We start from the raw sequence: 22,248 nt of genomic DNA, 5'->3' as shown, positions 1-22,248 counted from the left end.
CCGGCCGTACAACCAAACGCCTTGCTCGCGAATCTGATCACCTGAGTCAACAGACTCCACGATCACTTGGGCCCCAGGAGCCGACGACGAGCGCCGGGGCCCCTCTCCACCTGGAGAACGCATGCGCATCCGAGCCACTGTGGCCGCCGTCACCGGCGCCCTGGCCCTTTCCGCCCTGGCCGTCCCCGCCGCGCAGGCGGACGACCACATGCCGAACCTGGCCTCGCTGGTCCCGTCCACCTCGAAGGCCACGCCGTTCGCGGCTGCCGCCCCGGCGGACGAGGGCGTGGGCGACACCAAGATCACGAGCGTGACCGTCAACGGCGGCAAGAACATCGTCGTCGGCACGACCGCCATGAAGTCCTTCACCGTCTCCGTGACGGCCACCGACCCGGAGGGCATCTACGACGCCTACCCCGTCCTGTGGCACGGCCCGGACGTGGACAACGCCGACGGGGCGATCGTCCCGGAGAACCTGGACGAGGAGACGGTCGGCAGCTGCACCCACTCCAGCGCCACCACCGCCACCTGCAAGGTGACGCTCATCGCCGACCCGAGCACGAACATCTACAGCAACATCCTGGCCGGCACCTGGAAGGTGTGGGTCGGCGCGATAGGCAATGACGGTGACTACATCATCCGCGACGCCTACAAGACCACCAAGGTCCAGCGTGCCTCCAAGCTGACCGTCAACGCCGGCCCGGAGCCCGTCTACAAGGGCAAGACCATCACGTCCACCGGCAAGCTGTCCCGCGCCAACTGGGACGACAACAAGTACCACGGCTACACCAACCAGCCGGTGAAGCTCCAGTTCCGCAAGGCCGGCACCAGCACGTACACCACGGTCAAGACGGTGTACTCCGACCAGTACGGCAACCTGAAGGCCACCGCCACCGCCCAGTACGACGGCTACTGGCGCTTCAGCTTCGCCGGCACGACGACCACGCCGGCGGTCAACGCCACGGGCGACTACGTCGACGTGAGGTAACTCCGGCTACGCCGGGAAGCGGCGGTCCACCCACCTCCACAGGAGTTCCAGGGTGGCCGCCGCCACCACCGCGATGCCGACCGCCAGCCACGGCATCGTCACTCCGACCAGCTTCAGCGCGAAGAAGTCCTGGAGCCACGGCACGACGAGGACCAGCAGGAAGGCTCCGGCCATCACCGCCACCAGGGCGATGCGCCACCAGGTGTAGGGGCGGGCGATGATCGCCAGCACCCACATCGAGATGAGGAACAGCGTGAGCGTCGCGGCGCTGGTCTCCGCGTCCAGCGCGCCCGCGCCCGTGTAGTGCTGCCGGGCGATCAGGTAGGTCGCGAAGGTCGCCATCGCGGCCACCACGCCGCCCGGGACCGAGTACCGCATCACCCGCGGCACGAAGTTCGGCTTCGCGCGCTCCTTGTTGGGCGCGAGCGCGAGGAAGAAGGCCGGGACGCCGATCGTCAGGGTCGAGAGCAGCGTCAGGTGGCGCGGCAGGAACGGGTACTCGACCTGCGAGCAGACCACCAGGATCGCCAGCAGCACCGAGTAGACCGTCTTGACGAGGAACAGCGTCGCGACGCGCGTGATGTTGCCGATGACTCGGCGGCCCTCTGCCACCACCGACGGCAGCGTCGCGAAGCTGTTGTTCAGCAGCACGATCTGCGCGACCGCCCGGGTCGCCTCCGAGCCGGAGCCCATCGCGACGCCGATGTCGGCGTCCTTCAGGGCGAGGACGTCGTTCACCCCGTCGCCCGTCATCGCGACCGTGTGCCCGCGGGACTGCAACGCGCCGACCATGTTCCGCTTCTGCTGCGGGGTGACCCGCCCGAAGACCGTGCCGTCGTCGAGGGCCTCGGCCATCCCCTCCCGCTCGGCGGGCAGCCGGCGCGCGTCCACGGTGGTGCCGGACAGCCCCAGCTTGGACGCGACCGCGCCGACCGACACCGCGTTGTCGCCGGAGATGACCTTGGCGGCCACGTTCTGGTCGGCGAAGTAGCGCAGCGTGTCGGCCGCGTCCGGCCGCAGCCGCTGTTCCAGGACCACCAGTGCGGTGGGCTTCGCTCCCTCGGCCACCTCCGGGTCGTCGAGGTCCCGGTCGACCCGGGCGAGCAGCAGCACCCGCAGGCCCTGCTCGTTCAGCCGCTCGGTCTCGGCGAGGGCCGGATCGTCGTCGGGCAGCAGGACGTCCGGCGCCCCGAGCAGCCAGGTGCTGCTCTCCCCGCCCGCCTCGCAGAACGCGGCGCCGCTGTACTTGCGGGCGGAGGAGAACGGCAGTGCCCGGGTGCAGCGCCAGTCCTCGACGGCCGGGTAGACGTCGATGATCGCTTGGAGGGAGGCGTTCGGCCGGGGGTCCGATTCGCCGAGGGCGCCGAGCACCTGGCGTACGTACGTCTCGTCGGCGCCCTGCAGGGGCCGCAGCTCGGTGACGTCCATGCCGCCCTCGGTGAGGGTGCCGGTCTTGTCGAGGCAGACGGTGTCGACCCGGGCCAGCCCCTCGATCGCGGGCAGCTCCTGGACGAGGCACTGCTTGCGGCCGAGGCGGATGACGCCGATGGCGAAGGCGACCGAGGTGAGCAGGACCAGCCCCTCCGGGACCATCGGGACGATGCCGCCGACCGTCCGTGCCACGGAGTCCTTGAAGGCGTTGTCCTTCACGACCAGCTGGCTGATGACCAGGCCGATCGCGGTCGGGACCATCATCCACGTGACGTACTTGAGGATCGTGGAGATGCCGGAGCGCAGCTCGGAGTGGACGAGGGTGAACCGGGACGCCTCCTCCGCCAGCTGCGCGGCATACGCCTCCCGCCCGACCTTCGTGGCCTGGAAGGCCCCGCCGCCCGCGACCACGAAGCTGCCCGACATCACCTGGTCGACGGGGCGCTTGACGACCGGGTCCGCCTCGCCGGTGAGCAGCGACTCGTCGATCTCCAGCCCGTCGGCCTCGACACACACACCGTCGACGACGACCTTGTCGCCGGGCCCGATCTCGATCAGGTCGTCCAGGACGATCTCGGAGGTGCCGACCTGCCCGGAGGCTCCGTCCCGGCGCACGGTGGGACGCACCTCACCGATCAGCGCGAGCGAGTCCAGCGTCTTCTTCGCCCGCCACTCCTGGACGATCCCGATACCGGTGTTGGCGAGGATCACGAAGCCGAACAGGCTGTCCTGGATCGGCGCGACGACCAGCATGATCAGCCAGAGCACGCCGATGATGGCGTTGAAGCGGGTGAAGACGTTCGCGCGGATGATGTCGACGGTGGAGCGGCTGCTGCGCACCGGCACGTCGTTGACCTGGCCGCGCTCCACCCGCTCGGCGACCTGAACCGTGGTCAGGCCGGTCTCGCGTGAGGTGACCGTCGCCGGCCGTGCGGAGTCGGGCCGGGCATCCGCGTCGAGATGCGTCATGCATTCGACGGTACGTGCGGATTTGCCGCTTCACCTGCCGAATGCGGCGAAGATCCGACCTGGGAAGGACGGACGTCGTGCCCTGGTCGTACGGCAGTTGTACGCCCTCGGACCACCGTCGGACCCTGGTGCCACCCGCGGTGTCAGCCCGCCCGGCGCGCGGTGAGCAGCAGGTACTCCCACTCCAGGACGGTCCCGCCCCCGCCTGTGGCCAGGTCGCCGTCGCGGGCGAGGTCCGTCAGGTCGCGGTCCAGGGCGGCGGTGCGCTCGGGATCGCCGGCGATGTTCTTGTAGACGGTGATCGTGGGGCCGTAGCGCTCCTTGAAGTAGTCGCGGAACGCCTCGGGCGTCTCGAAGCGCTCGACCCGGACGGTCCGGCGCTCGGCGCGCACGTCCGTGACCCGGTCGCCGAGGAGCGCGCGCACATGGTCCTCGTCCCCCCACAGCGGGGGCGGCTGCGCGCCCGGCGGGGGCGGTGGCGCGTACGGCTTCATCGTGGCGAACATCCGGCCGATGAAGCCCTGCGGCGTCCAGTTCAGCAGGCCGATGGTGCCGCCCGGACGGCAGACCCGGACGAGTTCGTCGGCGGACCGCTGGTGGTGCGGGGCGAACATGACCCCGACGCAGGACAGCACGGTATCGAACTCCGCGTCGCCGAAGGGCAGGGCCTCGGCGTCGGCCTCCTGCCACGTGAGGCGAGCGCCCCGCTGCTCGGCCACGCGCCGGCCGACCTCGAACAGCTCGGGGGTCAGGTCGGAGGCGACCACGTCCGCGCCGGCCAGGGCCGCCGGGACCGCGGCGTTGCCGGTGCCGGCGCCCACGTCCAGCACCCGTTGGCCTGAACGCACCCCGCACGCCTCGACCAGGACCGCTCCGAGACCGGGAATGACCTCGGCGGCCAGGGACGGGTAGTCGCCCTGCGCCCACATCGCCCGGTGCTTGGCCTTCAGGGCCCGGTCGGCCTCGGCCTCGCTGTTCTGCATCGTCATGGCTGCGCTCCTCACCGGTTGGGCGGTGTTCCTCGCGGCGGCTTCCGGTGCCGCTTCTTCGAGCGTAGGGACGCGGGGGCCACCTTTCTCGTCGAAGGACCGGCAGCGCGCCGCGGAGGCAGGAGGGGCCTCGCCGTCCGACGGGCAGGCCCGGGTCCGAGCAGGCGAGGGGGCGGCGGTCGCTTCCGGTCCCGGAGGAGTGATGACGTGGGGCGCTTCAGCCGACCGGTATCCGCGCGCCGGTCAGTCGGAGACGCCCTGTTCGGCCGGGGGAGTCGCCGTCAGGTCCTGCGCCGCGGCCCGCTTGATCGCGGCATCGCGCCTACGGACGTACCAGATGCCGATCAGCCCCAGCCCGCTCCCGGCCAGGCAGGTCCACAGCCACCACGTGTAGCCGTGGTCGTCGAACCAGCCGTAGAAGGGGAGCTGGACCAGGAAGAGGACGAACCAGAGGATCGTGAGGCCGGTGACGGTGGCGACCACGGGGCCCTCCAGGGGCTCCGGCGCCTCGTGTCTGGGGGTCCATTTCGCCATGGGGACAGCTTACGAGGCGATCAGGTCTACGCGCGGAGATGTGCGATCCAGACCTTATATGTTCATACTGAAACGGTTTGTGTCTGACCGCTTCTCTTCGTAGGAAACACCAAACACATGTCCTCCTCGGCTCCCGCCAAGGCCCCCGCCCCTGAACAGCCGGGAGCCGGGCCCACGTACGGCGCACTCGACCGCTTCTTCCAGATCTCCGAGCGGGGCAGCACGCTCTCCCGTGAGGTCAGGGGCGGCCTCGCCACCTTCTTCGCGATGGCCTACATCATCGTGCTGAACCCGATCATCCTCGGCAGCGCGAAGGACATGTACGGTCACCAGCTCGACAACGGACAGCTGGTCACCGCGACGGCCCTCACGGCCGCGCTCACCACCCTCCTCATGGGCGTCATCGGCAACGTGCCGATCGCGCTCGCCGCCGGCCTCGGGGTGAACTCCGTCGTCGCCCTCCAGCTCGCCCCGCGCATGTCCTGGCCGGACGCGATGGGCATGGTGGTCCTCGCCGGGTTCGTGGTGATGCTGCTGGTCGCCACGGGGCTGCGCGAGCGCGTGATGAACGCCGTCCCCTACGGGCTGCGCAAGGCCATCTCCATCGGTATCGGCCTGTTCATCATGCTGATCGGGCTCGTGGACGCCGGTTTCGTCTCCCGTATCCCGGACGCCGCCCAGACCACCGTCCCGCTCCAGCTCGGCGGCGACGGCCACCTCGACGGCTGGCCGGTCCTGGTCTTCGTCCTGGGCGTGCTGCTCACGCTCGCCCTGATCGTGCGCAAGGTCTCCGGCGCGATCCTGATCTCGATCGTCGCCATGACCGTCGTCGCCGTGGTCATCGAGGCCGTGGCCAAGGTGCCGAGCTGGGGTCTGACCACCCCGAAGTGGCCCGGCAATCCGGTCGCCGGCCCCGACTTCGGGCTGGTCGGCCAGGTCAGCCTGTTCGGCGGCTTCGAGAAGGTCGGTGTGCTCACCGGTGTGCTGTTCGTCTTCACCGTGCTGCTGTCGTGCTTCTTCGACGCGATGGGCACGATCATGGGCGTCTCGGACGAGGCGAAGCTGACCGACGCGCAGGGGCAGATGCCCGGCATCAACAAGGTGCTGCTCGTCGACGGCCTCGCGGTCGCCGCCGGCGGCGCCAGCTCCTCCTCGGCGACCACCGCCTTCGTCGAGTCCACGGCCGGGGTCGGCGAGGGTGCGCGCACCGGCCTGGCGAACGTCGTCACCGGCGGTCTCTTCGCCGGCGCCCTCTTCCTGACGCCGGTCGCCACGATGGTGCCCTCCCAGGCGGCCACCCCGGCCCTGCTCGCGGTCGGCTTCCTGATCCTGGCCGGCTCGGTCAGGGAGATCGACTGGGCGGACCACACGATCGCGATCCCGGCCTTCGTGACGATGCTGATGATGCCGTTCACGTACTCGATCACCAACGGCATCGGCATGGGCTTCCTCACCTTCGTGGTGCTGCGCCTGGCGGCCGGACGGGGCCGGGAGGTGCCGACGGCGATGTACGCGGTGGCGGCGGTGTTCGCGTTCTACTACCTGATGCCGGCGCTGGGACTGACCTGAGCCGGCCCGGGGCGCGTGATCGCTTGGCCACTTGATCACGGGATCACGTGACCCCCGTAGAACCTCTCCGTCTCCTCGACGGCGGTCTGGAACCGCTCGTCGAAGTCATCCCGAACGAGGGTCCGGACGACGTAGTCCTGGACGCTCATTCCCCTTTTCGCGGCATGGTGCCGGAGCCGCTGAAGCAGCTCGTGGTCTATTCGCAGGCTGAGCACACTGGTCCCCATGACCAGAGGGTCGCGGCACCCTTCGGTGCGGTGTGTCACGTTCCACCACTGGATCACCCATATGAGTGATGTCACGCTTCAGTGGCCAGGGTCACGGGCGTCCATGCGTGTCCCGGGTGGTCTTTAGCGAGGGTAATGAGTTACGCTAAAGAACATGCCGGACCTCAGCCGCGGCGACGATGTAGCCGCCGTGAACTCCCTCCGATCCGCCGTGATGCGGCTGTCCCGTCGGCTCAAGCACCAGCGGGTCGACGAGTCGCTCAGCCCCACCGAGATGTCGGTGCTCGGCACGTTGTCCCTGTGCGGCAGGGCCACCCCGGGCGAGCTCGCCCGCAAGGAGCATGTCCAGCCGCCCTCGATGACCCGCATCGTGGCGCTGCTGGAGTCCAAGGGGCTGGTCCGTCTGGAGCCACACCCCGAGGACCGGCGCCAGAAGGTCGTGACGCGCACCGAGCAGGCCGAAGCGATGCTCGACGAGAGCCGCCGCAAGCGCAACGCGTTCCTGGCCTCGCTGGTGGAGAACCTCGACGAGGACGAGTGGGCGAAACTGCGCGCCGCCGCCCCCGTGCTGGAGAAGCTCGCGCATCTGTAAGCCGTAGCCGTCACAAGGAGGCGAACACTTTTGAGTTCGGGACCCGGAGCAGCTTCCGCCCCCGCACCTGATCCCCACGACTCCCCGCCCACCTCCGACACCCGCCCGCGCAAGTCCTCGATGTTCTCCTCCCTGAAGGTCAGGAACTACCGCCTGTTCTTCATGGGACAGGTCGTCTCCAACATCGGCACCTGGATGCAGCGCATCGCCCAGGACTGGCTGGTCCTCAGCCTCACCGGCTCCTCGGCGGCCGTCGGCATAACGACGGCACTCCAGTTCCTGCCGATGCTGCTCTTCGGCCTCTACGGCGGTGTCCTCGTCGACCGGCTGCGCAAGCGGCCCGCCCTGCTCGTCACCCAGTCGTCGATGGCCCTGACCGCTCTCGCCCTCGCCGTCGCCGTCCTCACCGGCCACGTCCAGGTGTGGCACGTGTACGTCGCCGCCTTCGCGGTCGGTCTCGCCACGGTGGTCGACAACCCGGCCCGGCAGTCCTTCGTCTCCGAGCTGGTCGGCCCGAAGCAGCTGCAGAACGCGGTCAGCCTGAACTCGGCGAACTTCCAGTCCGCCCGCCTGGTCGGCCCCGCCGTCGCGGGCGTACTGATCACCGGCGTCGGCACCGGCTACGCGTTCCTCTTCAACGGCCTGTCCTTCATCGCACCGCTCACCGGCCTGCTGCTGATGCGCGCCCGCGAGCTGCACGTCGTCGAGCGCGCCCCGCGCGGCAAGGGGCAGCTGCGTGAAGGCGTGCGCTATGTCACCGGCCGTCCGGAGCTGATCTGGCCGATCGTCCTGGTCGGGTTCGTCGGCACCTTCGCCTTCAACTTCCCCGTCTACCTCTCGGCCTTCGCGGACGACGTGTTCCACGCGGGCGCGGGCGCCTACAGCATGTTCAACACGCTGATGGCGGTCGGCTCGGTCGCGGGCGCCCTGCTCGCCGCCCGGCGCGGCACGGCCCGGCTGCGGCTGCTGATCGCGGCGGCCCTGCTCTTCGGCACGCTGGAGATGGTGGCGGCCACGACACCGACGCTGTGGATGTTCGCGCTGCTCATGGTCCCGCTGGGCCTGTTCGGCATGACGGTCAACGTCACGACGAACACCAGCATCCAGATGTCCACGGACCCGGCCATGCGCGGCCGTGTCATGGCCCTCTACATGATGGTCTTCCTCGGCGGCTCCCCGGTCGGCGCGCCGATCGTCGGCTGGATCACCGACACGTACGGCGCCCGGGTCGGCCTCGCGGCCGGCGGTGCCGTCGCGGCCGTCGCCGCGGCCGTGATCGGCCTCATCCTGGCCCGCGTCGGCAACCTCCGCCTGTCGGTCGGCTGGCACCACGGACACCCACGCGTGCGGTTCGTCCCCCGGGAGCAGCAGGAGGAACTGGCTCCGGCGGCGTAAGGCGGGGCGGGGGCGGCAGACTGGCCGTATGAGACTCTTCGCCGCCGTGCTGCCCCCTGCCGAGGTGCGTCGTGAACTCGGCGCAGTGGTCGACGAGTTGCGCAAGCTGCCCGGTGCCGACGGGATGCGCTGGACCGGCCGTCCCGGCTGGCACTTCACGCTCGCCTTTTACGGTGAGGTCGACGACGACCTCGTCCCCGAGCTGTCGGCCCGCCTCGAGCGCGCCGCGCACCGTACCGCACCCTTCCCGCTGGCCATGCGGGGTGGCGGTCAGTTCGGGCACGGCAAGGCGCTGTGGGCCGGGGCCGAAGGTGACCTGGCGACCCTGCGGCTGCTGGCCGAACGGGCGGAGGCGGCGGGGCGCAAGGCGGGTGTGCCGATGGGGGAGCACCGCCGGTACAGGCCCCACCTGTCGGTGGCACGGAGCCGGGAGGCCGGGGACGTGCGAGCGTATGTGGACGGCCTGGGGGGATTCACGGGCCGGACCTGGACGGTGGACGAGCTGGTGCTGGTGCGGAGCAATCTGCCGACGTCGGGGGTTCCGGGGGAGCAGCCCCGGTACGAGGCGGTCGGCCGGTGGCCGCTCGGCGGCGCCGGTTAGGCTCGGTGTCGTGGACCCGAAAACCCGCAACCGGATCATGGCCGGTGTGCTTGTGCTGATGTTTTTCGTCGTCGCCTTGGCTTCCGTGCTTGGAAAGTAGGGCGGTGGGGGAACTGCGGACGGCCGCTTTTCGGCTGCGGGCCGGTGGGGCTGGTCGCGCAGTTCCCCGCGCCCCTGAAAGAAGGGCATGCGCCCCCACGGAACTACCAGGCGAAGGCCTCCGGTGACGGGCCCGGGCCCGGGAAGATCTCGTCCAGGGCGGTCAGGAGCTCCTCGGACAGCTCCAGCTCGGCCGCGCGCAGGGCGGAGTCGAGCTGCTCGGCCGTGCGGGGGCCGACGATCGGGCCGGTCACGCCTGGGCGGGTGAGCAGCCAGGCCAGGGCGGCCTCGCCGGGCTCGACGCCGTGCTTGTCGAGCAGGTCCTCGTAGGACTGGATCTGCGCTCGCTTGGCGGGGTCGGCGAGCGCGTCGGCCGCGCGGCCGGAGGTGCGGCGTCCGCCCTCGGCCTCCTTCCTGATCACACCGCCCAGCAGACCGCCGTGCAGCGGCGACCAGGGGATCACGCCGAGCCCGTAGTCCTGCGCGGCCGGGATGACCTCCATCTCGGCACGCCGCTCGGCGAGGTTGTACAGGCACTGCTCGCTGACGAGCCCTATGGTCCCGCCCCGCCGGGCGGCGATCTCGTTGGCCTGGGCGATCTTGTAGCCGGGGAAGTTCGACGACCCGACGTAGAGGATCTTGCCCTGCTGGACCAGGACGTCGATCGCCTGCCAGATCTCCTCGAACGGCGTGTCCCGGTCGATGTGGTGGAACTGGTAGACGTCGATGTAGTCGGTCTGGAGCCGCTTGAGGCTGGCGTCCACGGCACGCCGGATGTTGACTGCGGAGAGCTTGTCGTGGTTGGGCCAGGCCGGGCCGTCGGCGCCCATGTTGCCGTACACCTTCGTGGCGAGGACGACCTTGTCGCGTCGTCCCTCGCCCTTGGCGAACCAGTTGCCGATGATGCTCTCGGTACGGCCCTTGTTCTCGCCCCATCCGTAGACGTTGGCGGTGTCGAAGAAGTTGATGCCCGCGTCCAGCGCCGCGTCCATGATGGCGTGGCTGTCGGTCTCGTCGGTCTGCGGGCCGAAGTTCATGGTGCCGAGGACGAGCCGGCTGACCTTGAGTCCCGTGCGTCCGAGCTGCGTGTACTTCATGCTGCCCAAGCCAACGTCTTGAAGTGCGCTCCAAGCAAGCACGTGTTGGGTTCGAGGGGCGCGGAAGTCAGTCGCGGGGGAACTCGTCGGTTTTGAGAACGAGGTCGACCACGGTTCCGGTGAGGTCGATGTCGGCGCCGAAATCGACCCTGGTCCTCATGGCGTAGTCGCCGTCCTTGGGATGGGTGTAGAGGTAGCACCGGCCCTGGTAGGGGTCGGCGATGAGGTAGACGGGGACTTCGGCGGTGGCGTAGGCGGACTTCTTCGGACCGTAGTCGTTGGCCGCCGTGCCTTGGGAGATGATCTCGGCGACGAACTCGACATCCTCGTGGCGCCAGCGCCCCTCGTCGTCCTTTGCCGCGGAGGCGCTGAGCTTGGCCACGTCCGGGCAGAAGCCGTTCTCATGGCCGGGGAAGTCGATACGTACGTCCGAGAACACCCTGACGTCCATCCCGAACCTGTCCTCGACGGCTCGTACGATCCGTCGGATGATCTCCCAGTGGGTGTCGCGCTGCGGCGTCATGTGGACATTGCCCCCGACGATCTCGACCCTGAATCCTTCGGGGACGGGCATCCTCTCAAGCCGCTCGAACCACTCGTCCAGGCGCTTGGTGTTGGCGTCGGCCATGGCGATCCTGTCGTCTACGACGGTCATCGTGGCGCTCCTCCCCGGCCACCCCATGGACGTGGGCAGCCGCGCAGTACAACGATACGCACCGTGACCAGGACACGAGGAAGAGCGCATATGCCAGAGCGGCCCGACATCGACCACCTCGTCCAGCTGCTCCGCACCACCCTCGGCGACAGCCTCCTCGGCATCTACCTCCACGGCTCCGCCACCCTCGGCGGCCTACGACCGCACAGCGACATCGACGTCCTGGCCGTCGTACGGGACCGCACGACGCACGCCCAACGCCGGGCCTTGGCCGAGGAGTTGCTCAAGGTGTCCGGCGTGGACGGGCGGCGGTACATCGAGCTGATCGTCGTCGTGCAGGACGACGTACGGCCCTGGCGCTACCCGCCGACCTGCGACTTCCTCTACGGCGACTGGCTGCGGGCGGACTACGAGCGCGGAGTGATCCCGGCCCCCGAGCCCACCCCCGACCTCGCGCCCCTCCTCACCATGGTCCTGCGCGCCGACGCCCCGCTCCACGGGCCGCCGCCCGCCGACCTCCTCGACCCCGTCCCGCACGAGGACCTCAGGCGGGCCATCGTCGCCGGTGTGCCCGAGCTCATGGAGGAACTGGACATCGACACCCGCAACGTGCTGCTCACCCTCGCCCGGATCTGGACCACCCTCACCACCGGGAGCATCCGCTCGAAGGACGCGGCAGCCGAGTGGGCGCTCGACCGGCTCCCCGCCGAGCACCGGCCCGTCCTCGCCCGCGCCCGGGCCGTCTACCTGGGGGAGGAGGAAGAGCGCTGGGACGACCTGGCGCCCCGGCCCTGCGCGGAGTTCCTGACCCGGATGATCACCGAGAGTCACTCCTCGTAGGGCTCGCCCAGGTCCCAAGCCTGGTACATCGCCTCGGCGAAGGCCGCCGCGATCTTGTGCTCGCCGCTGTCGTTGGGGTGAGTGCCGTCGTAGGTGTCGGCGTGGACGTCGTACGACGGTGGGGTCGAGGCCAGGAGGACGGGGGAGCCGGGCTCGTCGAGGTCCGCGGCGGTCTTCGCCAGCAGTTCGTTGAAGCGGGCGACCTCGGCGGCGAAGGCCGGGTCGGACTCGGCCCGCACGTTCGGGGTGACCGGCAGCCACACCATCCGCACCCGCCGGTTCGCCGCCCGTGCCTCGGCCGCGAAGGCCCGGACGTTCTCGGCGGTCTGCTCGGCGTTCGTGTAGAAGCCCAGGTCGATCAGGCCGAGGGAGACCAGGAGCACGTCCGCGCGGCACGACCGCACCGCCTCGCCGATCAACGGCGCCATGTGCAGCCAGCCCTCGCCCCAGCCGGCCAGGTGGGCACGCGGGAAGTCCGGGTCGGCGTACGCGTACGAGGTCGGGGCGTCGGCGAGCTTGTCGTGGAGCGTCTCGCGCGGGCCGACGAGGGTGAAGGGGCGGCCGTAGGACCGGCACAGGTGCTGCCACATCCGGTAACGCCACGTGTGTTCGCCCGCGCTCCCGATCGTCATGGAGTCACCGACGGGCATGAACCTGAGCATCCGCTCATCATGGACGATCAGACCGCCGGACGGGATGTGAGTCGGACCACGCGCCGCGATCGGCCAGATCCCCGCAACCGCTGGGGGTGTTGGCCACGAGCGTGTGTCCATCCAGTCCCGCTCCTGCGCCGACCGGGCCACTCGGCGCTGCGCGGCCTGCTGGACGCCGTCGCCCCCGGCGGCACGCCGCTCTTCGCCACCCCCTACCAGCCCGACGACACCGTGCTGCGAGCACTTCGCCTGCCGTGGCACCCCCTCGCCGCACTCTTCGTCATCGAAGGTCCAGCGTGATCTGTCCGCCCGTGATCCGTTACGCGCGATGAACCGCGGAGCGGGATGGCAGGCTTGGGGGCATGCGCCGACCGTTCGCCACTCTTGCCGCGGCTCTCCTCGTGGGCGTCTTCGCCGTGCCCGCCTCCGCCGCCGACGGCGACGAGGACTTCACGATCAAGGACCCGCGCATCACCGAGTCCAGCGGTCTGGCCGCCTCCCGCCTCCACCCCGGCATCTACTGGACGCACAACGACAGTGACGACGGTCCCTACATCTACGCCGTCGACAGCAGGACGGGCGAGACCGTCGCCCGCCTCACCCTCACCGGCGTCGGCACGCCCCGGGACGTGGAGGCCGTCTCCGTCGGCCCGGGCAACCGGATCTACGTCGGCGACATCGGCGACAACCTCGGCGGCAGCTGGCCCCATGTGTGGATCTACGAGCTGCCCGAGCCCAAGACGCTGAAGGACCAGACGATCCGGGCCACGCAGTACGTCGTGAAGTACTCCGACGGGGCGCGGGACGCCGAGTCCCTCGTCGTGCATCCGAAGACGGGCCGCGTCTACATCGTCGACAAGAACGAGCAGGGCGGGCACCTGTACGAGGGGCCCGCCGAGCTCTCGGCCTCGGGCACGAACGTCTTCCGGCCCGTCGCGGCCGTGCCCGACCTGGAGGCCACCGACGCCACGCTCTCCCCGGACGGCGAACACCTCGTCGTACGCAGCTACTTCGGGGCGATCGCGTACGACTGGAACGGCGGGAAGATCAAGCGGAAGGAGCGGCTCGGCGTGCCGTTCCTCGGGCAGGGGGAGTCCGTCACCTACACCGCCGACGGGACGAGGATCATGTACGGCGCCGAGGGGGCCGACAGCTCGGTGGAGGGGCAGGACGTGCCCGGTGGCTCCGATTCCTCCTCCGGCAGCGGAAGTTCGGCCGCAGGGGGCAAGGACGACGACGGCGACGGGCTCGGCGGCAACCTCAAGACCGGCGCGATCGCCGTGGCCGTGGCCTGCGCCGCCCTGCTCGGTCTGCGCGGGCTCAGGCGGCGCAAGTAGCAGCCGGAGGCGACGGCTTACGAGGCCGACTCGCCTCGGCGCTGCGCCACCAGCACCTCCAACCCGTCCAGGATCCGCTGGAGTCCGAAGCCGAAGTGGTCGAAGTCGGGCCCGAAGGTGTCCTCGGAGAGGGAGGCCATGACCGGGTAGCGGCCCGAGGCCAGGACCTTCTCCAGCACCGGCACCTGCGCCTGCCAGAACTCCGCGTCCGTCAGGCCCGTCCGGCGCTCCGCCTCCTGCTGGTAGAGCTGCGTGCGCGCGGCCCCGACGACGTACCCGTCGATCATGATGATCGCGGAGACCAGCTCGGGGTCGGTCAGCCCCATGGGGCGGATCAGGGTCAGGACCTTCTCCATGCCGTCCAGGGCGCTCGGGCCGAGGATCGGGCGGGACTGGTTGACCTGGAGCAGCCAGGGGTGACGGCGGTAGAGGGCGAGGGTCTCGCGGGCCATGGCCTCCAGGGCGGCGCGCCAGCCGCCGTCGCCCAGGTCGGCCGGATTCTCGGAGGGGCGCTGGACCCGGTCCAGCATCAGGTCGAGCAGCTCGCCCTTGCCGGGGACGTACCGGTAGAGCGACATGGTGCCGGTGCCGAGTTCGGCGGCGACGCGGCGCATGGAGAGCCCCTCCAGACCCTCCGTGTCCGCGACCTGGACGGCCGCTTCCACGATCCGGTCCACGGTCAGGGTCGGTTTGGGGCCGCGGCTGGGGCGTCGGCCGGTGTCCCACAGCAGTTCGAGGGTGCGGGCGATATCACCGCTGCCGCTGGTCTCCGTACTGCCCGTACTGCCCGTGCCGCTCGTACCGCTCGTGCCGCTCTCCATGGAGCCCAGCTTAGGTCCCCGGCGAAAAACTGGGTACGGCGTACGCGTAATCGGGTACGCTGTACCCAGTTCGCGGCACAGGGCACGAGCACACGGGAGGGGCGGCATGGACGGATACGCGGTGCGGGCCGAGGCGCTGGAGAAGCGGTACGGCGAGAAACGCGCCCTCGACGGCTTCGACCTGGCAGTACGCGAGGGCACGGTGCACGGCCTGCTCGGGCCGAACGGGGCGGGCAAGACCACCGCCGTCCGCATCCTGTCCACGCTGATCCGGCTGGACGGGGGCAGTGCGACGGTCGCCGGCCTCGACGTGGCCCGGCAGCCGCGCGAGGTGCGGGCCCGGATCGGGCTCACCGGGCAGTACGCGGCGGTGGACGAGGTGCTCACCGGCCGGCAGAACCTGGAGATGTTCGGCCGGCTGTTCCACCTGGGCGGCAAGCGGGCCAGGCTCCGAGCGACGGAACTGCTGGAGCAGTTCGACCTGACCGACGCCGGCGACCGGGGCGTCGGCAAGTACAGCGGCGGCATGCGGCGCCGCCTCGACCTCGCCGCGTCGATGATCCTCGCCCCGGCCGTCCTCTTCCTCGACGAGCCGACGACCGGTCTCGACCCCCGTAGCCGCGGGGAGGTCTGGGAGTCCGTACGGGCGTTGGTGGCCGGCGGCACGACCGTGCTGCTGACCACGCAGTACCTGGAGGAGGCCGACAAGCTCGCCTCCCGCATCACCGTCATCGACCAGGGGCGGGCCATCGCCGACGACACCCCGGACGGGCTGAAGAACCTGGTCGGCGGCGACCGTATCGAGGTCGTGGTCGCCGAGCGGGCCGAGATCCCGCGGGTGGTGAAGGTGGTCGCCCGGGTCACGGACGGCGAACCCGAGGCGGACGAGACCGAGTTGCGGGTGCACGCCCCGGTCACCGACCGGGTCACGGCGCTCACCGAAGTGGCGCGGACCCTCCAGGACGAGGGCGTCCGCGTCGAGGACATCGGGCTGCGCAGGCCCAGCCTCGACGACGTGTTCCTGCGCCTGACCGGACACCGGACCGAGAAGGAGGCCGCAGCGTGAGTGCCGTCGACCTGAGCACCCCGAGCACGCGGAGCGGTGCGTACTGGCTGCTCGCCGACTGCTGGAACATCGTCCGCCGCGGCCTGACCCACTACCAGCGCCAGCCCGTCAACATCGCCTGGCAGCTGGGCTTCCCGATCCTCTCCGTGCTGCTCTACGGCTATGTCTTCGGCAGCGCCATGAAGGTGCCGGGCGGCGGGGACTACACGGACTACCTGATGCCCGGCATGTTCGCGATGACCATGGCGTTCGGCTTCATCAACACGGCGACCCTCGTGGTCCACGACTCCACCAAGGGCGTCATCGACCGCTTCCGCTCCATGCCGATGGCGTCCTCCGCCGTGGTGGCGGGGCGCGGTGTCACCGATCTGATCGCCGCCTGCGCCGAGTTGGCCATCATGATGCTCACCGCGCTCGCCATGGGCTGGCGGCCGGACGGTGGCCTCGGCTTCCTGGCCGCGTTCGGGCTGCTGCTGTGGCTGCGGTTCGCGCTGATCTGGATCGGTGTGTGGCTCGGCCTGCTCGTGCCCAACCCGGAGGCGGCGGGCGGCCTGTTCGCGGTCGCCTTCCCGCTGACCATGATCTCCAGCATCTTCGTCGCGCCGCAGGACATGCCCGACTGGCTGGGCTGGGTCGCGGTCTGGAACCCGATCTCCTCCACGGCGGCGGCGACCCGCGAACTGTTCGGCACGCCGGTCGGCGGTGACACCTGGGTCGAGCAGCACGCGCTGCTGATGGCCGGGGTGTGGCCGGTGGTCCTGACGCTGATCTTCCTGCCGCTGGCGGTGCGGCGGTTCAGGAAGCTGAGCCGTTGACGCACGAGGCCACAGGCGGCTCGGGGCGAATCAGCAGGGCGGTACGAACTGGTCGACCGTGATCTCGGTGGCGTGCGACCAGCCTCAGTAGCCCTTGTCCTCGGCGGTCGTCCGGGTCGGGTCGTACACGCGCCACCAGATGCGGTTGCCGTCCGGCCCGCGCTCGCCCAGGATCGAGCAGTGCACCTCGGCCGTGTCCCCGGCCAACTTGTTGTAGCCGCCCTGGGAGCCGAAGGACGGAACGTCGCGCGGGATGGGCCGCACGCCCGGCTGCGAGTCGGTGAACCATCCGACGGCGGGCGCGGCGGGTGCGGCGGGCGCCGGCTCGGCCGCGTGTGCCGCGCCGGGCAGCCCGCCCACGGTGAGGACGGTGGCCGCGGCCACCGCCGCGGCGCTCAGGTTGCGTATCGACAGGCGTCGCACTGTTCTCCTCGTGGACGTGGATCACTGATGGCCGGCAAACGACGCCAGGCGGGGCAGCGGAGCCTTGTCACCCTCAGAGGTCTCCGGGTCCACCCCTCCGTTCGTATTGACGTGCTCATTGCGACATGGCTTCCATGGGGGTGCGGGAGTGGGAGCGCTCCCACTGGATTCCGGCCCGCGCCCCCGAGAGGAAGCAGCCATGTTCCGCACTCTGCGAAGAGCGCTGTGCGTCGCCGCGGCGCTCCTGTTGCCCCTGGCCGGTACGCAGTCGGCACACGCCGACGTCGACGCACGGGCCGGCGCCGGCTACTGGCACACCAGCGGCCGGCAGATCCTGGACGCGGCCGGGCAGCCGGTCCGTATCGCCGGCGTCAACTGGTTCGGCTTCGAGACCGCGAACCACGTCGTCCACGGCCTGTGGGCCCGCGACTACAAGAGCATGATCGACCAGATGAAGTCGCTGGGCTACAACACCATCCGGATGCCCTACAGCGACGACATCCTCAAGCCCGGCACCATGCCCGACAGCATCAGTTACGACGGCAAGAACACCGACCTGCGCGGGCTGACGTCCTTGCAGGTCCTGGACCGGATCGTGGCGTACGCCGGACAGGCCGGGCTCAAGATCGTCCTCGACCGGCACCGCCCGGACGCGGCGGGCCAGTCGGCGCTCTGGTACACGGCGTCGGTCCCCGAGTCGACCTGGATCGCCAACCTCAAGTCCCTGGCGACGCGTTACCAGGGCAACCCCACGGTCGTCGGCATCGACCTGCACAACGAGCCCCGCGACCCCGCCTGCTGGGGCTGCGGCGACACGGCCCGGGACTGGCGGCTGGCCGCCCAGCGCGCGGGCAACGCGGTGCTGTCGGTCAACCCCGAGCTGCTGATCATGGTCGAGGGCGTGCAGTCGTACAACGGCGCGGGCGGCTGGTGGGGCGGCAATCTCATGGGCGTCGCCCAGTACCCGGTCCAGCTGGACGTCCCGAACCGGCTGGTGTACTCGGCGCACGACTACGCCACGTCGGTGGCCCAGCAGCCGTGGTTCAGCGACCCGTCCTTCCCCGCCAACATGCCGGGGATCTGGGACAGGTACTGGGGCTACATCTTCAAGCAGAACATCGCGCCGGTGTGGCTCGGCGAGTTCGGTACGACGCTCCAGTCGGCGGTAGACCAGAAGTGGCTGTCCACGCTGGTGACGTATCTGCGGTCGACGTCGGCGTACGGCGCCGACAGCTTCCACTGGACGTTCTGGTCCTGGAACCCCAACTCTGGTGACACGGGCGGGATCCTGAAGGACGACTGGCAGACCGTGGACACCGTGAAGGACGGGTACCTGGCGGCCATCAAGGCGCCGGGCTTCGCGGGCGGCGGTTCCGGGCCCGACCCGGGCGGCCCGGGTGGTGGCACGGCCGCATGTTCTGCCGCCTACACCGTCAGCAGCGACTGGGGCGGCGGTTTCAACGCCGAGGTCAAGGTGACCAACACGGGCAGTGCGCCGCTCAAGTCCTGGAAGGTGAGCTGGACCTGGACCGGCTCCCAGAAGGTCACCAGCATGTGGAACGCGTCGCACACCCAGAGCGGCGCGGCCGTCACGGCTGTGAACGCCACGCACAACGGGAGCGTGCCGACGGGAGGTTCGGCGAGCTTCGGCCTGGGCGGTGCGCCCGGGGGCGGGGGTGTGCCGAGCGTGAGCTGCACGGCGACCTGACCGCGGGGTGAGGCGGGGGCGCCCGACGCCGGTGTTCGCGCGGCGCGGGGTGCGGACGCGGGCGCCTCCGTCGGTGGGGAGACGTGTCGGAAATCGCCAGAACACCCCTATTTCTTAAGGGGCTTGAAGCGTGCGATGACTCGATTCGGTCAAGTCTTGGTCGAATACGTACGTGCATGGCGTCCTCTTCCGAAACGATGCGGCACGGACCGTGTGACACACGGTCCTGACCCCCCTCACCGTTCTGAGAGAACTCCATGAGAAGAAGCGCAGCCGTCCTGTGCGGCGCGACCGTCGTACTGGCCGGGACGCTCACCGCCGTCCCCGCCAGCGCCAGCGCGTCGCACTCCGCGAACACCGCCCAGGCCACGAAGGTCACTTGGAAGAAGTGCGGCACGGAGGACTACCCGACGCTCCAGTGCGCGTCGGTGAAGGTGCCGCTCGACTACGCGAAGCCGCAGGGGAAGCAGATCACGCTGGCGCTGTCCCGCGTGCCGCACACCGCGAAGAAGTACCAGGGCCCGCTGCTGGTCAACCCCGGCGGCCCCGGCGGCAGTGGCCTGACGCTGGCCGGTTTCGTCGCGTCCTCCCTGCCCAAGGAGGTCGCCGCCCAGTACGACGTCGTCGGCTTCGACCCGCGCGGCGTGGGCAAGAGCCAGCCCGCCCTGGACTGCAAGCCGGGCTACTTCAACCCGGTGCGCCCCGACTCCGTACCCAGCACCCCGGCGATCGAGAAGGCCAACCTCGACCGCGCCAAGTCCTTCGCCCAGGCTTGTGGCAAGAAGTACGCGGACGTCCTGCCGTACATCAACACGGTCAGCGCCGTGAAGGACATGGACTCGATCCGCAAGGCCCTCGGCGCCAAGAAGATCAACTACTTCGGCTACTCGTACGGCACCTACCTCGGCGCGGTCTACGCCAAGCTGTACCCCGAGCGGGTGCGGCGCCTGGTGCTGGACTCGATCGTCGACCCGACCGGGGTCTGGTACGACGCCAACATCAAGCAGGACTACGCCTTCGACAAGCGCCACAAGGCGCTCATGGCGTGGATCGCCAAGTACGACTCCACGTACAAGCTCGGCACCGACCCGGCGAAGATCGAGGCCAAGTGGTACGCCATGCGGGCGGCCCTGGCCAAGAAGCCCGCGGGCGGCAAGGTGGGCGCCTCCGAACTGGAGGACATCTTCATACCCGGCGGCTACAACAACGCCTACTGGCCCACCCTCGCCCAGACGTTCGCGGCGTACGTCAACAAGAAGGACACCGCCGCGCTGGTCAAGGCGTACGACAGCATCGCCGCCATCGACGCCTCCGGCGACAACGGCTACAGCGTCTACACCTCGGTGCAGTGCCGTGACGCGTCCTGGCCGCGCGACTGGAACCAGTGGCGCAAGGACAACTGGGCGGTGTACGAGAAGGCGCCGTTCATGGCCTGGAACAACGCCTGGTACAACGCCCCGTGCGCGTTCTGGCCGACGAAGTCGCTGAAGCCGGTGAACGTCTCGAACGCCAAGCTCCCGCCGGTGCTGCTGTTCCAGGCGACGGACGACGCGGCCACCCCGTACCAGGGCGGTGTCACCATGCACCGGCTGCTGCGCGGCTCCAGCCTGGTGGTGGAGCAGGGCGGCGGCAACCACGGCATCACGCTGAGCGGCAACGCCTGCCTCGACAAGCACCTGGCTGCGTACCTCACCAGTGGCAAGGTGCCGCACGGCAGCGGCGTGGCCGATGCGGTCTGCCAGAAGCTGCCCGACCCCAAGCCGCAGGCCTCGGCGCAGAAGACGCCGAGCACGACCCAGTCGGCCGTCGCTGCGGTCGGCGACACCCTGCGCGGGATCCTGGGGTCCGGGGTCTGAGCGTGCCCGTGTGAGCACCGCCTGACGTGACATGAGGGGCGCCCGGTATCTGCCGGGCGCCCCTTGCGTCGGCTACGTGCGACCGCTGCCTGCGTACGACGCGATCAAGCGCGCCAGATGCCGCCCAGCCGCCTCCAGCGGGGTCTCGCCGCGGGCGACCAGGGACGCCGGCGGGCGAACGCCTCGGCCGCCGCCTGCTCGATGCCGGGGCGCCGGCCGCCGTGCCGACGACGGTGGAGGTGACCGGGCAGCCGTCGAGCCAGGGTCCCGCCCTCGACTTCTGCACGCCGCGGATCGAGACGGGGCGGCACTCCGGCGACGCCGAGCGGAGCGCGAGAAGGGCGCCCCGCACGAGCGGGGCGCCCTTGTGTCACGTACGGGAGAAGATTCAGAGCTTCTCGATCACGTAGTCGACGCACTTCGTGAGGGCCTCGACGTCCGCCGGGTCGATCGCCGGGAACATCGCGACGCGCAGCTGGTTGCGGCCGAGCTTGCGGTAGGGCTCGGTGTCGACGATGCCGTTGGCGCGCAGGACCTTGGCGACGGCGGCGGCGTCGACCTCGTCCGTGAAGTCGATCGTGCCGATGACCTGGGAGCGCTTGGCCGGGTCGGTGACGAACGGGTTCGCGAACTTGACGTCCTCGGCCCAGCCGTACAGCGTCCGCGCGGACGTGGCGGTGCGGCGGACCGACCAGTCCAGGCCGCCCTGGCCGTTGATCCACTCCAGCTGCTCGTTGAGGAGGAACAGGGTGGCGAGGGCCGGGGTGTTGTACGTCTGGTTCTTGCGGGAGTTGTCGATCGCGGTGGGGAGCGAGAAGAACTCCGGGACGTGGCGGCCGCTCGCGTGGACGCGCTCGGCACGCTCGATCGCGGCCGGGGAGAAGACGCCGATCCACAGGCCGCCGTCGGAGGCGAAGGACTTCTGCGGGGCGAAGTAGTAGACGTCCGTCTCGGCGATGTCGACGGGGAGGCCGCCGGCGCCGGAGGTGGCGTCCACGAGGACCAGGGCGCCCTCGTCGGCGCCGGCCACGCGCTTGATCGGCATGGCGACACCGGTCGAGGTCTCGTTGTGGGTGAAGGCGTAGACGTCGACACCCGCCTCGGCGACCGGCTCGGGGTGGGTGCCGGGGTCGCTGGAGATGACGTCCGGCTCGGCCAGCCAGGGCGCGAGCTTGGCGGCCTTGGCGAACTTGGAGGAGAACTCGCCGAAGCTGAGGTGCTGCGACTTGTTCTCGATCAGGCCGTGCGTCGCGATGTCCCAGAACGCGGTGGAGCCGCCGTTGCCGAGGACCACCTCGTAACCGTCGGGGAGCTGGAACAGCTCGCGGATGCCCTCGCGCACCTTGCCGACCAGGTTCTTGACGGGGGCCTGGCGGTGGGAGGTGCCCATGAGGGAGGTGCCGGTGGCGGCCAGGGCGTCCAGCGCCTCCACCCGCACCTTGGAGGGGCCCGCGCCGAATCGACCGTCGGCGGGCTTGATGTCAGCAGGAATCTGGATCTCAGCCACGCTCTGGAGGTTAGCCGGTGAGGAAACCCGGGCGAAACGTGGTCCGTCGGGTGAGACGGGTTTCGTGTCGGTGTGG

General features: G+C 70.0%; 21 protein-coding genes. 11 read left to right on the top strand and 10 right to left on the bottom strand.

Annotated features, from left to right (window positions below; genetic code table 11):
* The first annotated feature begins 121 nt into the window (after positions 1–121).
* Entirely contained in the window at positions 122–988 is an 867-nt protein-coding gene (locus ACIBNA_RS15950; protein WP_399165807.1) for a calcium-binding protein, read from the top strand.
* A 6-nt stretch (positions 989–994) separates the two neighbouring features.
* Here the strand turns inward: ACIBNA_RS15950 and ACIBNA_RS15945 are convergent, their stop codons facing one another.
* From ACIBNA_RS15945 to ACIBNA_RS15935, 3 genes are all read right to left on the bottom strand, one after another.
* Positions 995–3,388, bottom strand: a complete 2,394-nt coding sequence (locus ACIBNA_RS15945; RefSeq protein WP_399165806.1) for an HAD-IC family P-type ATPase — start codon at positions 3,386–3,388, stop codon at positions 995–997.
* Positions 3,389–3,531: 143 nt separating this feature from the next.
* Positions 3,532–4,377: a class I SAM-dependent methyltransferase gene (locus ACIBNA_RS15940; RefSeq protein ID WP_399165805.1), complete on the bottom strand. Its 846-nt coding sequence runs from the start codon at positions 4,375–4,377 to the stop codon at positions 3,532–3,534.
* A gap of 243 nt (positions 4,378–4,620) precedes the next feature.
* A complete protein-coding gene (locus ACIBNA_RS15935) occupies positions 4,621–4,911 on the bottom strand; it encodes a DUF2530 domain-containing protein (protein WP_399165804.1) in 291 nt (96 codons plus the stop codon).
* 117 nt (positions 4,912–5,028) lie between these two features.
* Here ACIBNA_RS15935 and ACIBNA_RS15930 point away from each other — a divergent pair, with 117 nt between their 5' ends.
* Complete coding sequence (locus tag ACIBNA_RS15930) at positions 5,029–6,480, top strand: NCS2 family permease (protein WP_399165803.1); 1,452 nt, start codon at positions 5,029–5,031, stop codon at positions 6,478–6,480.
* A 35-nt stretch (positions 6,481–6,515) separates the two neighbouring features.
* Here ACIBNA_RS15930 and ACIBNA_RS15925 read toward each other — a convergent pair whose 3' ends face one another.
* Complete coding sequence (locus ACIBNA_RS15925; RefSeq protein ID WP_399165802.1) at positions 6,516–6,707, bottom strand: ribbon-helix-helix protein, CopG family; 192 nt, start codon at positions 6,705–6,707, stop codon at positions 6,516–6,518.
* Positions 6,708–6,861: 154 nt separating this feature from the next.
* On the opposite strand from ACIBNA_RS15925, the gene ACIBNA_RS15920 reads away from it, so the two are divergent.
* Genes ACIBNA_RS15920 through thpR form a run of 3 tightly spaced genes read left to right on the top strand, consistent with a single transcriptional unit; the run spans position 6,862 to position 9,295 of the window.
* Positions 6,862–7,299 carry a MarR family winged helix-turn-helix transcriptional regulator gene (locus ACIBNA_RS15920; RefSeq protein WP_399165801.1) on the top strand — a complete coding sequence of 146 codons (438 nt, stop codon included), beginning with the start codon at positions 6,862–6,864 and terminating at the stop codon, positions 7,297–7,299.
* A gap of 30 nt (positions 7,300–7,329) precedes the next feature.
* On the top strand, positions 7,330–8,694 hold the full coding sequence (locus ACIBNA_RS15915) for an MFS transporter (RefSeq protein WP_399165800.1): 1,365 nt from the start codon (positions 7,330–7,332) through the stop codon (positions 8,692–8,694).
* A gap of 28 nt (positions 8,695–8,722) precedes the next feature.
* Positions 8,723–9,295 carry an RNA 2',3'-cyclic phosphodiesterase gene (thpR, locus tag ACIBNA_RS15910; protein WP_399165799.1) on the top strand — a complete coding sequence of 191 codons (573 nt, stop codon included), beginning with the start codon at positions 8,723–8,725 and terminating at the stop codon, positions 9,293–9,295.
* A gap of 203 nt (positions 9,296–9,498) precedes the next feature.
* On the opposite strand, the gene ACIBNA_RS15905 is transcribed toward thpR, so the two are convergent.
* Positions 9,499–10,491: an aldo/keto reductase gene (locus ACIBNA_RS15905; RefSeq protein ID WP_399165798.1), complete on the bottom strand. Its 993-nt coding sequence runs from the start codon at positions 10,489–10,491 to the stop codon at positions 9,499–9,501.
* 67 nt (positions 10,492–10,558) lie between these two features.
* The gene (locus ACIBNA_RS15900) at positions 10,559–11,146 is read right to left on the bottom strand and encodes a Uma2 family endonuclease (RefSeq protein WP_274817154.1); all 588 of its coding nucleotides are present in this window, start codon (positions 11,144–11,146) and stop codon (positions 10,559–10,561) included.
* Positions 11,147–11,236: 90 nt separating this feature from the next.
* Here ACIBNA_RS15900 and ACIBNA_RS15895 point away from each other — a divergent pair, with 90 nt between their 5' ends.
* Positions 11,237–11,986 (top strand): aminoglycoside adenylyltransferase family protein, encoded by a 750-nt coding sequence (locus tag ACIBNA_RS15895; protein ID WP_399165797.1) that lies wholly within the window; start codon positions 11,237–11,239, stop codon positions 11,984–11,986.
* On the opposite strand, the gene ACIBNA_RS15890 is transcribed toward ACIBNA_RS15895, so the two are convergent.
* Positions 11,974–12,648, bottom strand: a complete 675-nt coding sequence (locus tag ACIBNA_RS15890) for a GDSL-type esterase/lipase family protein (RefSeq protein WP_399165796.1) — start codon at positions 12,646–12,648, stop codon at positions 11,974–11,976. The two genes, ACIBNA_RS15895 and ACIBNA_RS15890, sit on opposite strands and share 13 nt — an antisense overlap.
* Before the next feature lie 353 nt (positions 12,649–13,001).
* On the opposite strand from ACIBNA_RS15890, the gene ACIBNA_RS15885 reads away from it, so the two are divergent.
* Positions 13,002–13,976, top strand: coding sequence for a WD40 repeat domain-containing protein (locus ACIBNA_RS15885; protein WP_399165795.1), 975 nt, complete (start codon positions 13,002–13,004; stop codon positions 13,974–13,976).
* A gap of 17 nt (positions 13,977–13,993) precedes the next feature.
* On the opposite strand, the gene ACIBNA_RS15880 is transcribed toward ACIBNA_RS15885, so the two are convergent.
* Positions 13,994–14,797 (bottom strand): TetR/AcrR family transcriptional regulator, encoded by an 804-nt coding sequence (locus ACIBNA_RS15880; protein WP_399165794.1) that lies wholly within the window; start codon positions 14,795–14,797, stop codon positions 13,994–13,996.
* Between the two features lie 106 nt (positions 14,798–14,903).
* On the opposite strand from ACIBNA_RS15880, the gene ACIBNA_RS15875 reads away from it, so the two are divergent.
* A complete protein-coding gene (locus ACIBNA_RS15875) occupies positions 14,904–15,863 on the top strand; it encodes an ATP-binding cassette domain-containing protein (RefSeq protein WP_399165793.1) in 960 nt (319 codons plus the stop codon).
* Positions 15,860–16,678 (top strand): ABC transporter permease, encoded by an 819-nt coding sequence (locus ACIBNA_RS15870; RefSeq protein WP_399165792.1) that lies wholly within the window; start codon positions 15,860–15,862, stop codon positions 16,676–16,678. The genes ACIBNA_RS15875 and ACIBNA_RS15870 overlap by 4 nt, the downstream gene beginning before the upstream one ends.
* Positions 16,679–16,762: 84 nt before the next feature.
* On the opposite strand, the gene ACIBNA_RS15865 is transcribed toward ACIBNA_RS15870, so the two are convergent.
* Positions 16,763–17,101, bottom strand: a complete 339-nt coding sequence (locus ACIBNA_RS15865; protein ID WP_399165791.1) for a hypothetical protein — start codon at positions 17,099–17,101, stop codon at positions 16,763–16,765.
* A gap of 199 nt (positions 17,102–17,300) precedes the next feature.
* Here ACIBNA_RS15865 and ACIBNA_RS15860 point away from each other — a divergent pair, with 199 nt between their 5' ends.
* Together ACIBNA_RS15860 and ACIBNA_RS15855 are read left to right on the top strand one after the other, a co-directional pair.
* Positions 17,301–18,809, top strand: coding sequence for a cellulase family glycosylhydrolase (locus ACIBNA_RS15860; RefSeq protein ID WP_399165790.1), 1,509 nt, complete (start codon positions 17,301–17,303; stop codon positions 18,807–18,809).
* A 257-nt stretch (positions 18,810–19,066) separates the two neighbouring features.
* A complete protein-coding gene (locus tag ACIBNA_RS15855; protein WP_399165789.1) occupies positions 19,067–20,665 on the top strand; it encodes an alpha/beta hydrolase in 1,599 nt (532 codons plus the stop codon).
* Positions 20,666–21,053: 388 nt separating this feature from the next.
* On the opposite strand, the gene serC is transcribed toward ACIBNA_RS15855, so the two are convergent.
* The gene (gene serC / locus ACIBNA_RS15850) at positions 21,054–22,172 is read right to left on the bottom strand and encodes a phosphoserine transaminase (protein ID WP_399165788.1); all 1,119 of its coding nucleotides are present in this window, start codon (positions 22,170–22,172) and stop codon (positions 21,054–21,056) included.
* Between the last annotated feature and the right edge of the window lie 76 nt (positions 22,173–22,248).

Source organism: Streptomyces sp. NPDC050164 (genome assembly GCF_044459945.1).
GTDB classification, from domain to species: Bacteria; Actinomycetota; Actinomycetes; order Streptomycetales; family Streptomycetaceae; genus Streptomyces; species Streptomyces coeruleorubidus_A.
Note: the sequence above shows the minus strand (reverse complement) of the source record. Positions and strands in the feature narration are given on the sequence as shown.

Excerpts from the sequence above, each read along its gene's own strand:
- ACIBNA_RS15950 (WP_399165807.1), top strand. The coding sequence starts at position 122 with ATGCGCATCCGAGCCACTGTGGCCGCCGTCACCGGCGCCCTGGCCCTT.
- ACIBNA_RS15945 (WP_399165806.1), bottom strand. The coding sequence starts at position 3,388 with ATGACGCATCTCGACGCGGATGCCCGGCCCGACTCCGCACGGCCGGCG.
- ACIBNA_RS15940 (WP_399165805.1), bottom strand. The coding sequence starts at position 4,377 with ATGACGATGCAGAACAGCGAGGCCGAGGCCGACCGGGCCCTGAAGGCC.
- ACIBNA_RS15935 (WP_399165804.1), bottom strand. The coding sequence starts at position 4,911 with ATGGCGAAATGGACCCCCAGACACGAGGCGCCGGAGCCCCTGGAGGGC.
- ACIBNA_RS15930 (WP_399165803.1), top strand. The coding sequence starts at position 5,029 with ATGTCCTCCTCGGCTCCCGCCAAGGCCCCCGCCCCTGAACAGCCGGGA.
- ACIBNA_RS15925 (WP_399165802.1), bottom strand. The coding sequence starts at position 6,707 with ATGGGGACCAGTGTGCTCAGCCTGCGAATAGACCACGAGCTGCTTCAG.
- ACIBNA_RS15920 (WP_399165801.1), top strand. The coding sequence starts at position 6,862 with ATGCCGGACCTCAGCCGCGGCGACGATGTAGCCGCCGTGAACTCCCTC.
- thpR (WP_399165799.1), top strand. The coding sequence starts at position 8,723 with ATGAGACTCTTCGCCGCCGTGCTGCCCCCTGCCGAGGTGCGTCGTGAA.
- ACIBNA_RS15905 (WP_399165798.1), bottom strand. The coding sequence starts at position 10,491 with ATGAAGTACACGCAGCTCGGACGCACGGGACTCAAGGTCAGCCGGCTC.
- ACIBNA_RS15900 (WP_274817154.1), bottom strand. The coding sequence starts at position 11,146 with ATGACCGTCGTAGACGACAGGATCGCCATGGCCGACGCCAACACCAAG.
- ACIBNA_RS15895 (WP_399165797.1), top strand. The coding sequence starts at position 11,237 with ATGCCAGAGCGGCCCGACATCGACCACCTCGTCCAGCTGCTCCGCACC.
- ACIBNA_RS15890 (WP_399165796.1), bottom strand. The coding sequence starts at position 12,648 with ATGCTCAGGTTCATGCCCGTCGGTGACTCCATGACGATCGGGAGCGCG.
- ACIBNA_RS15885 (WP_399165795.1), top strand. The coding sequence starts at position 13,002 with ATGCGCCGACCGTTCGCCACTCTTGCCGCGGCTCTCCTCGTGGGCGTC.
- ACIBNA_RS15880 (WP_399165794.1), bottom strand. The coding sequence starts at position 14,797 with ATGGAGAGCGGCACGAGCGGTACGAGCGGCACGGGCAGTACGGGCAGT.
- ACIBNA_RS15875 (WP_399165793.1), top strand. The coding sequence starts at position 14,904 with ATGGACGGATACGCGGTGCGGGCCGAGGCGCTGGAGAAGCGGTACGGC.
- ACIBNA_RS15860 (WP_399165790.1), top strand. The coding sequence starts at position 17,301 with ATGTTCCGCACTCTGCGAAGAGCGCTGTGCGTCGCCGCGGCGCTCCTG.
- ACIBNA_RS15855 (WP_399165789.1), top strand. The coding sequence starts at position 19,067 with ATGAGAAGAAGCGCAGCCGTCCTGTGCGGCGCGACCGTCGTACTGGCC.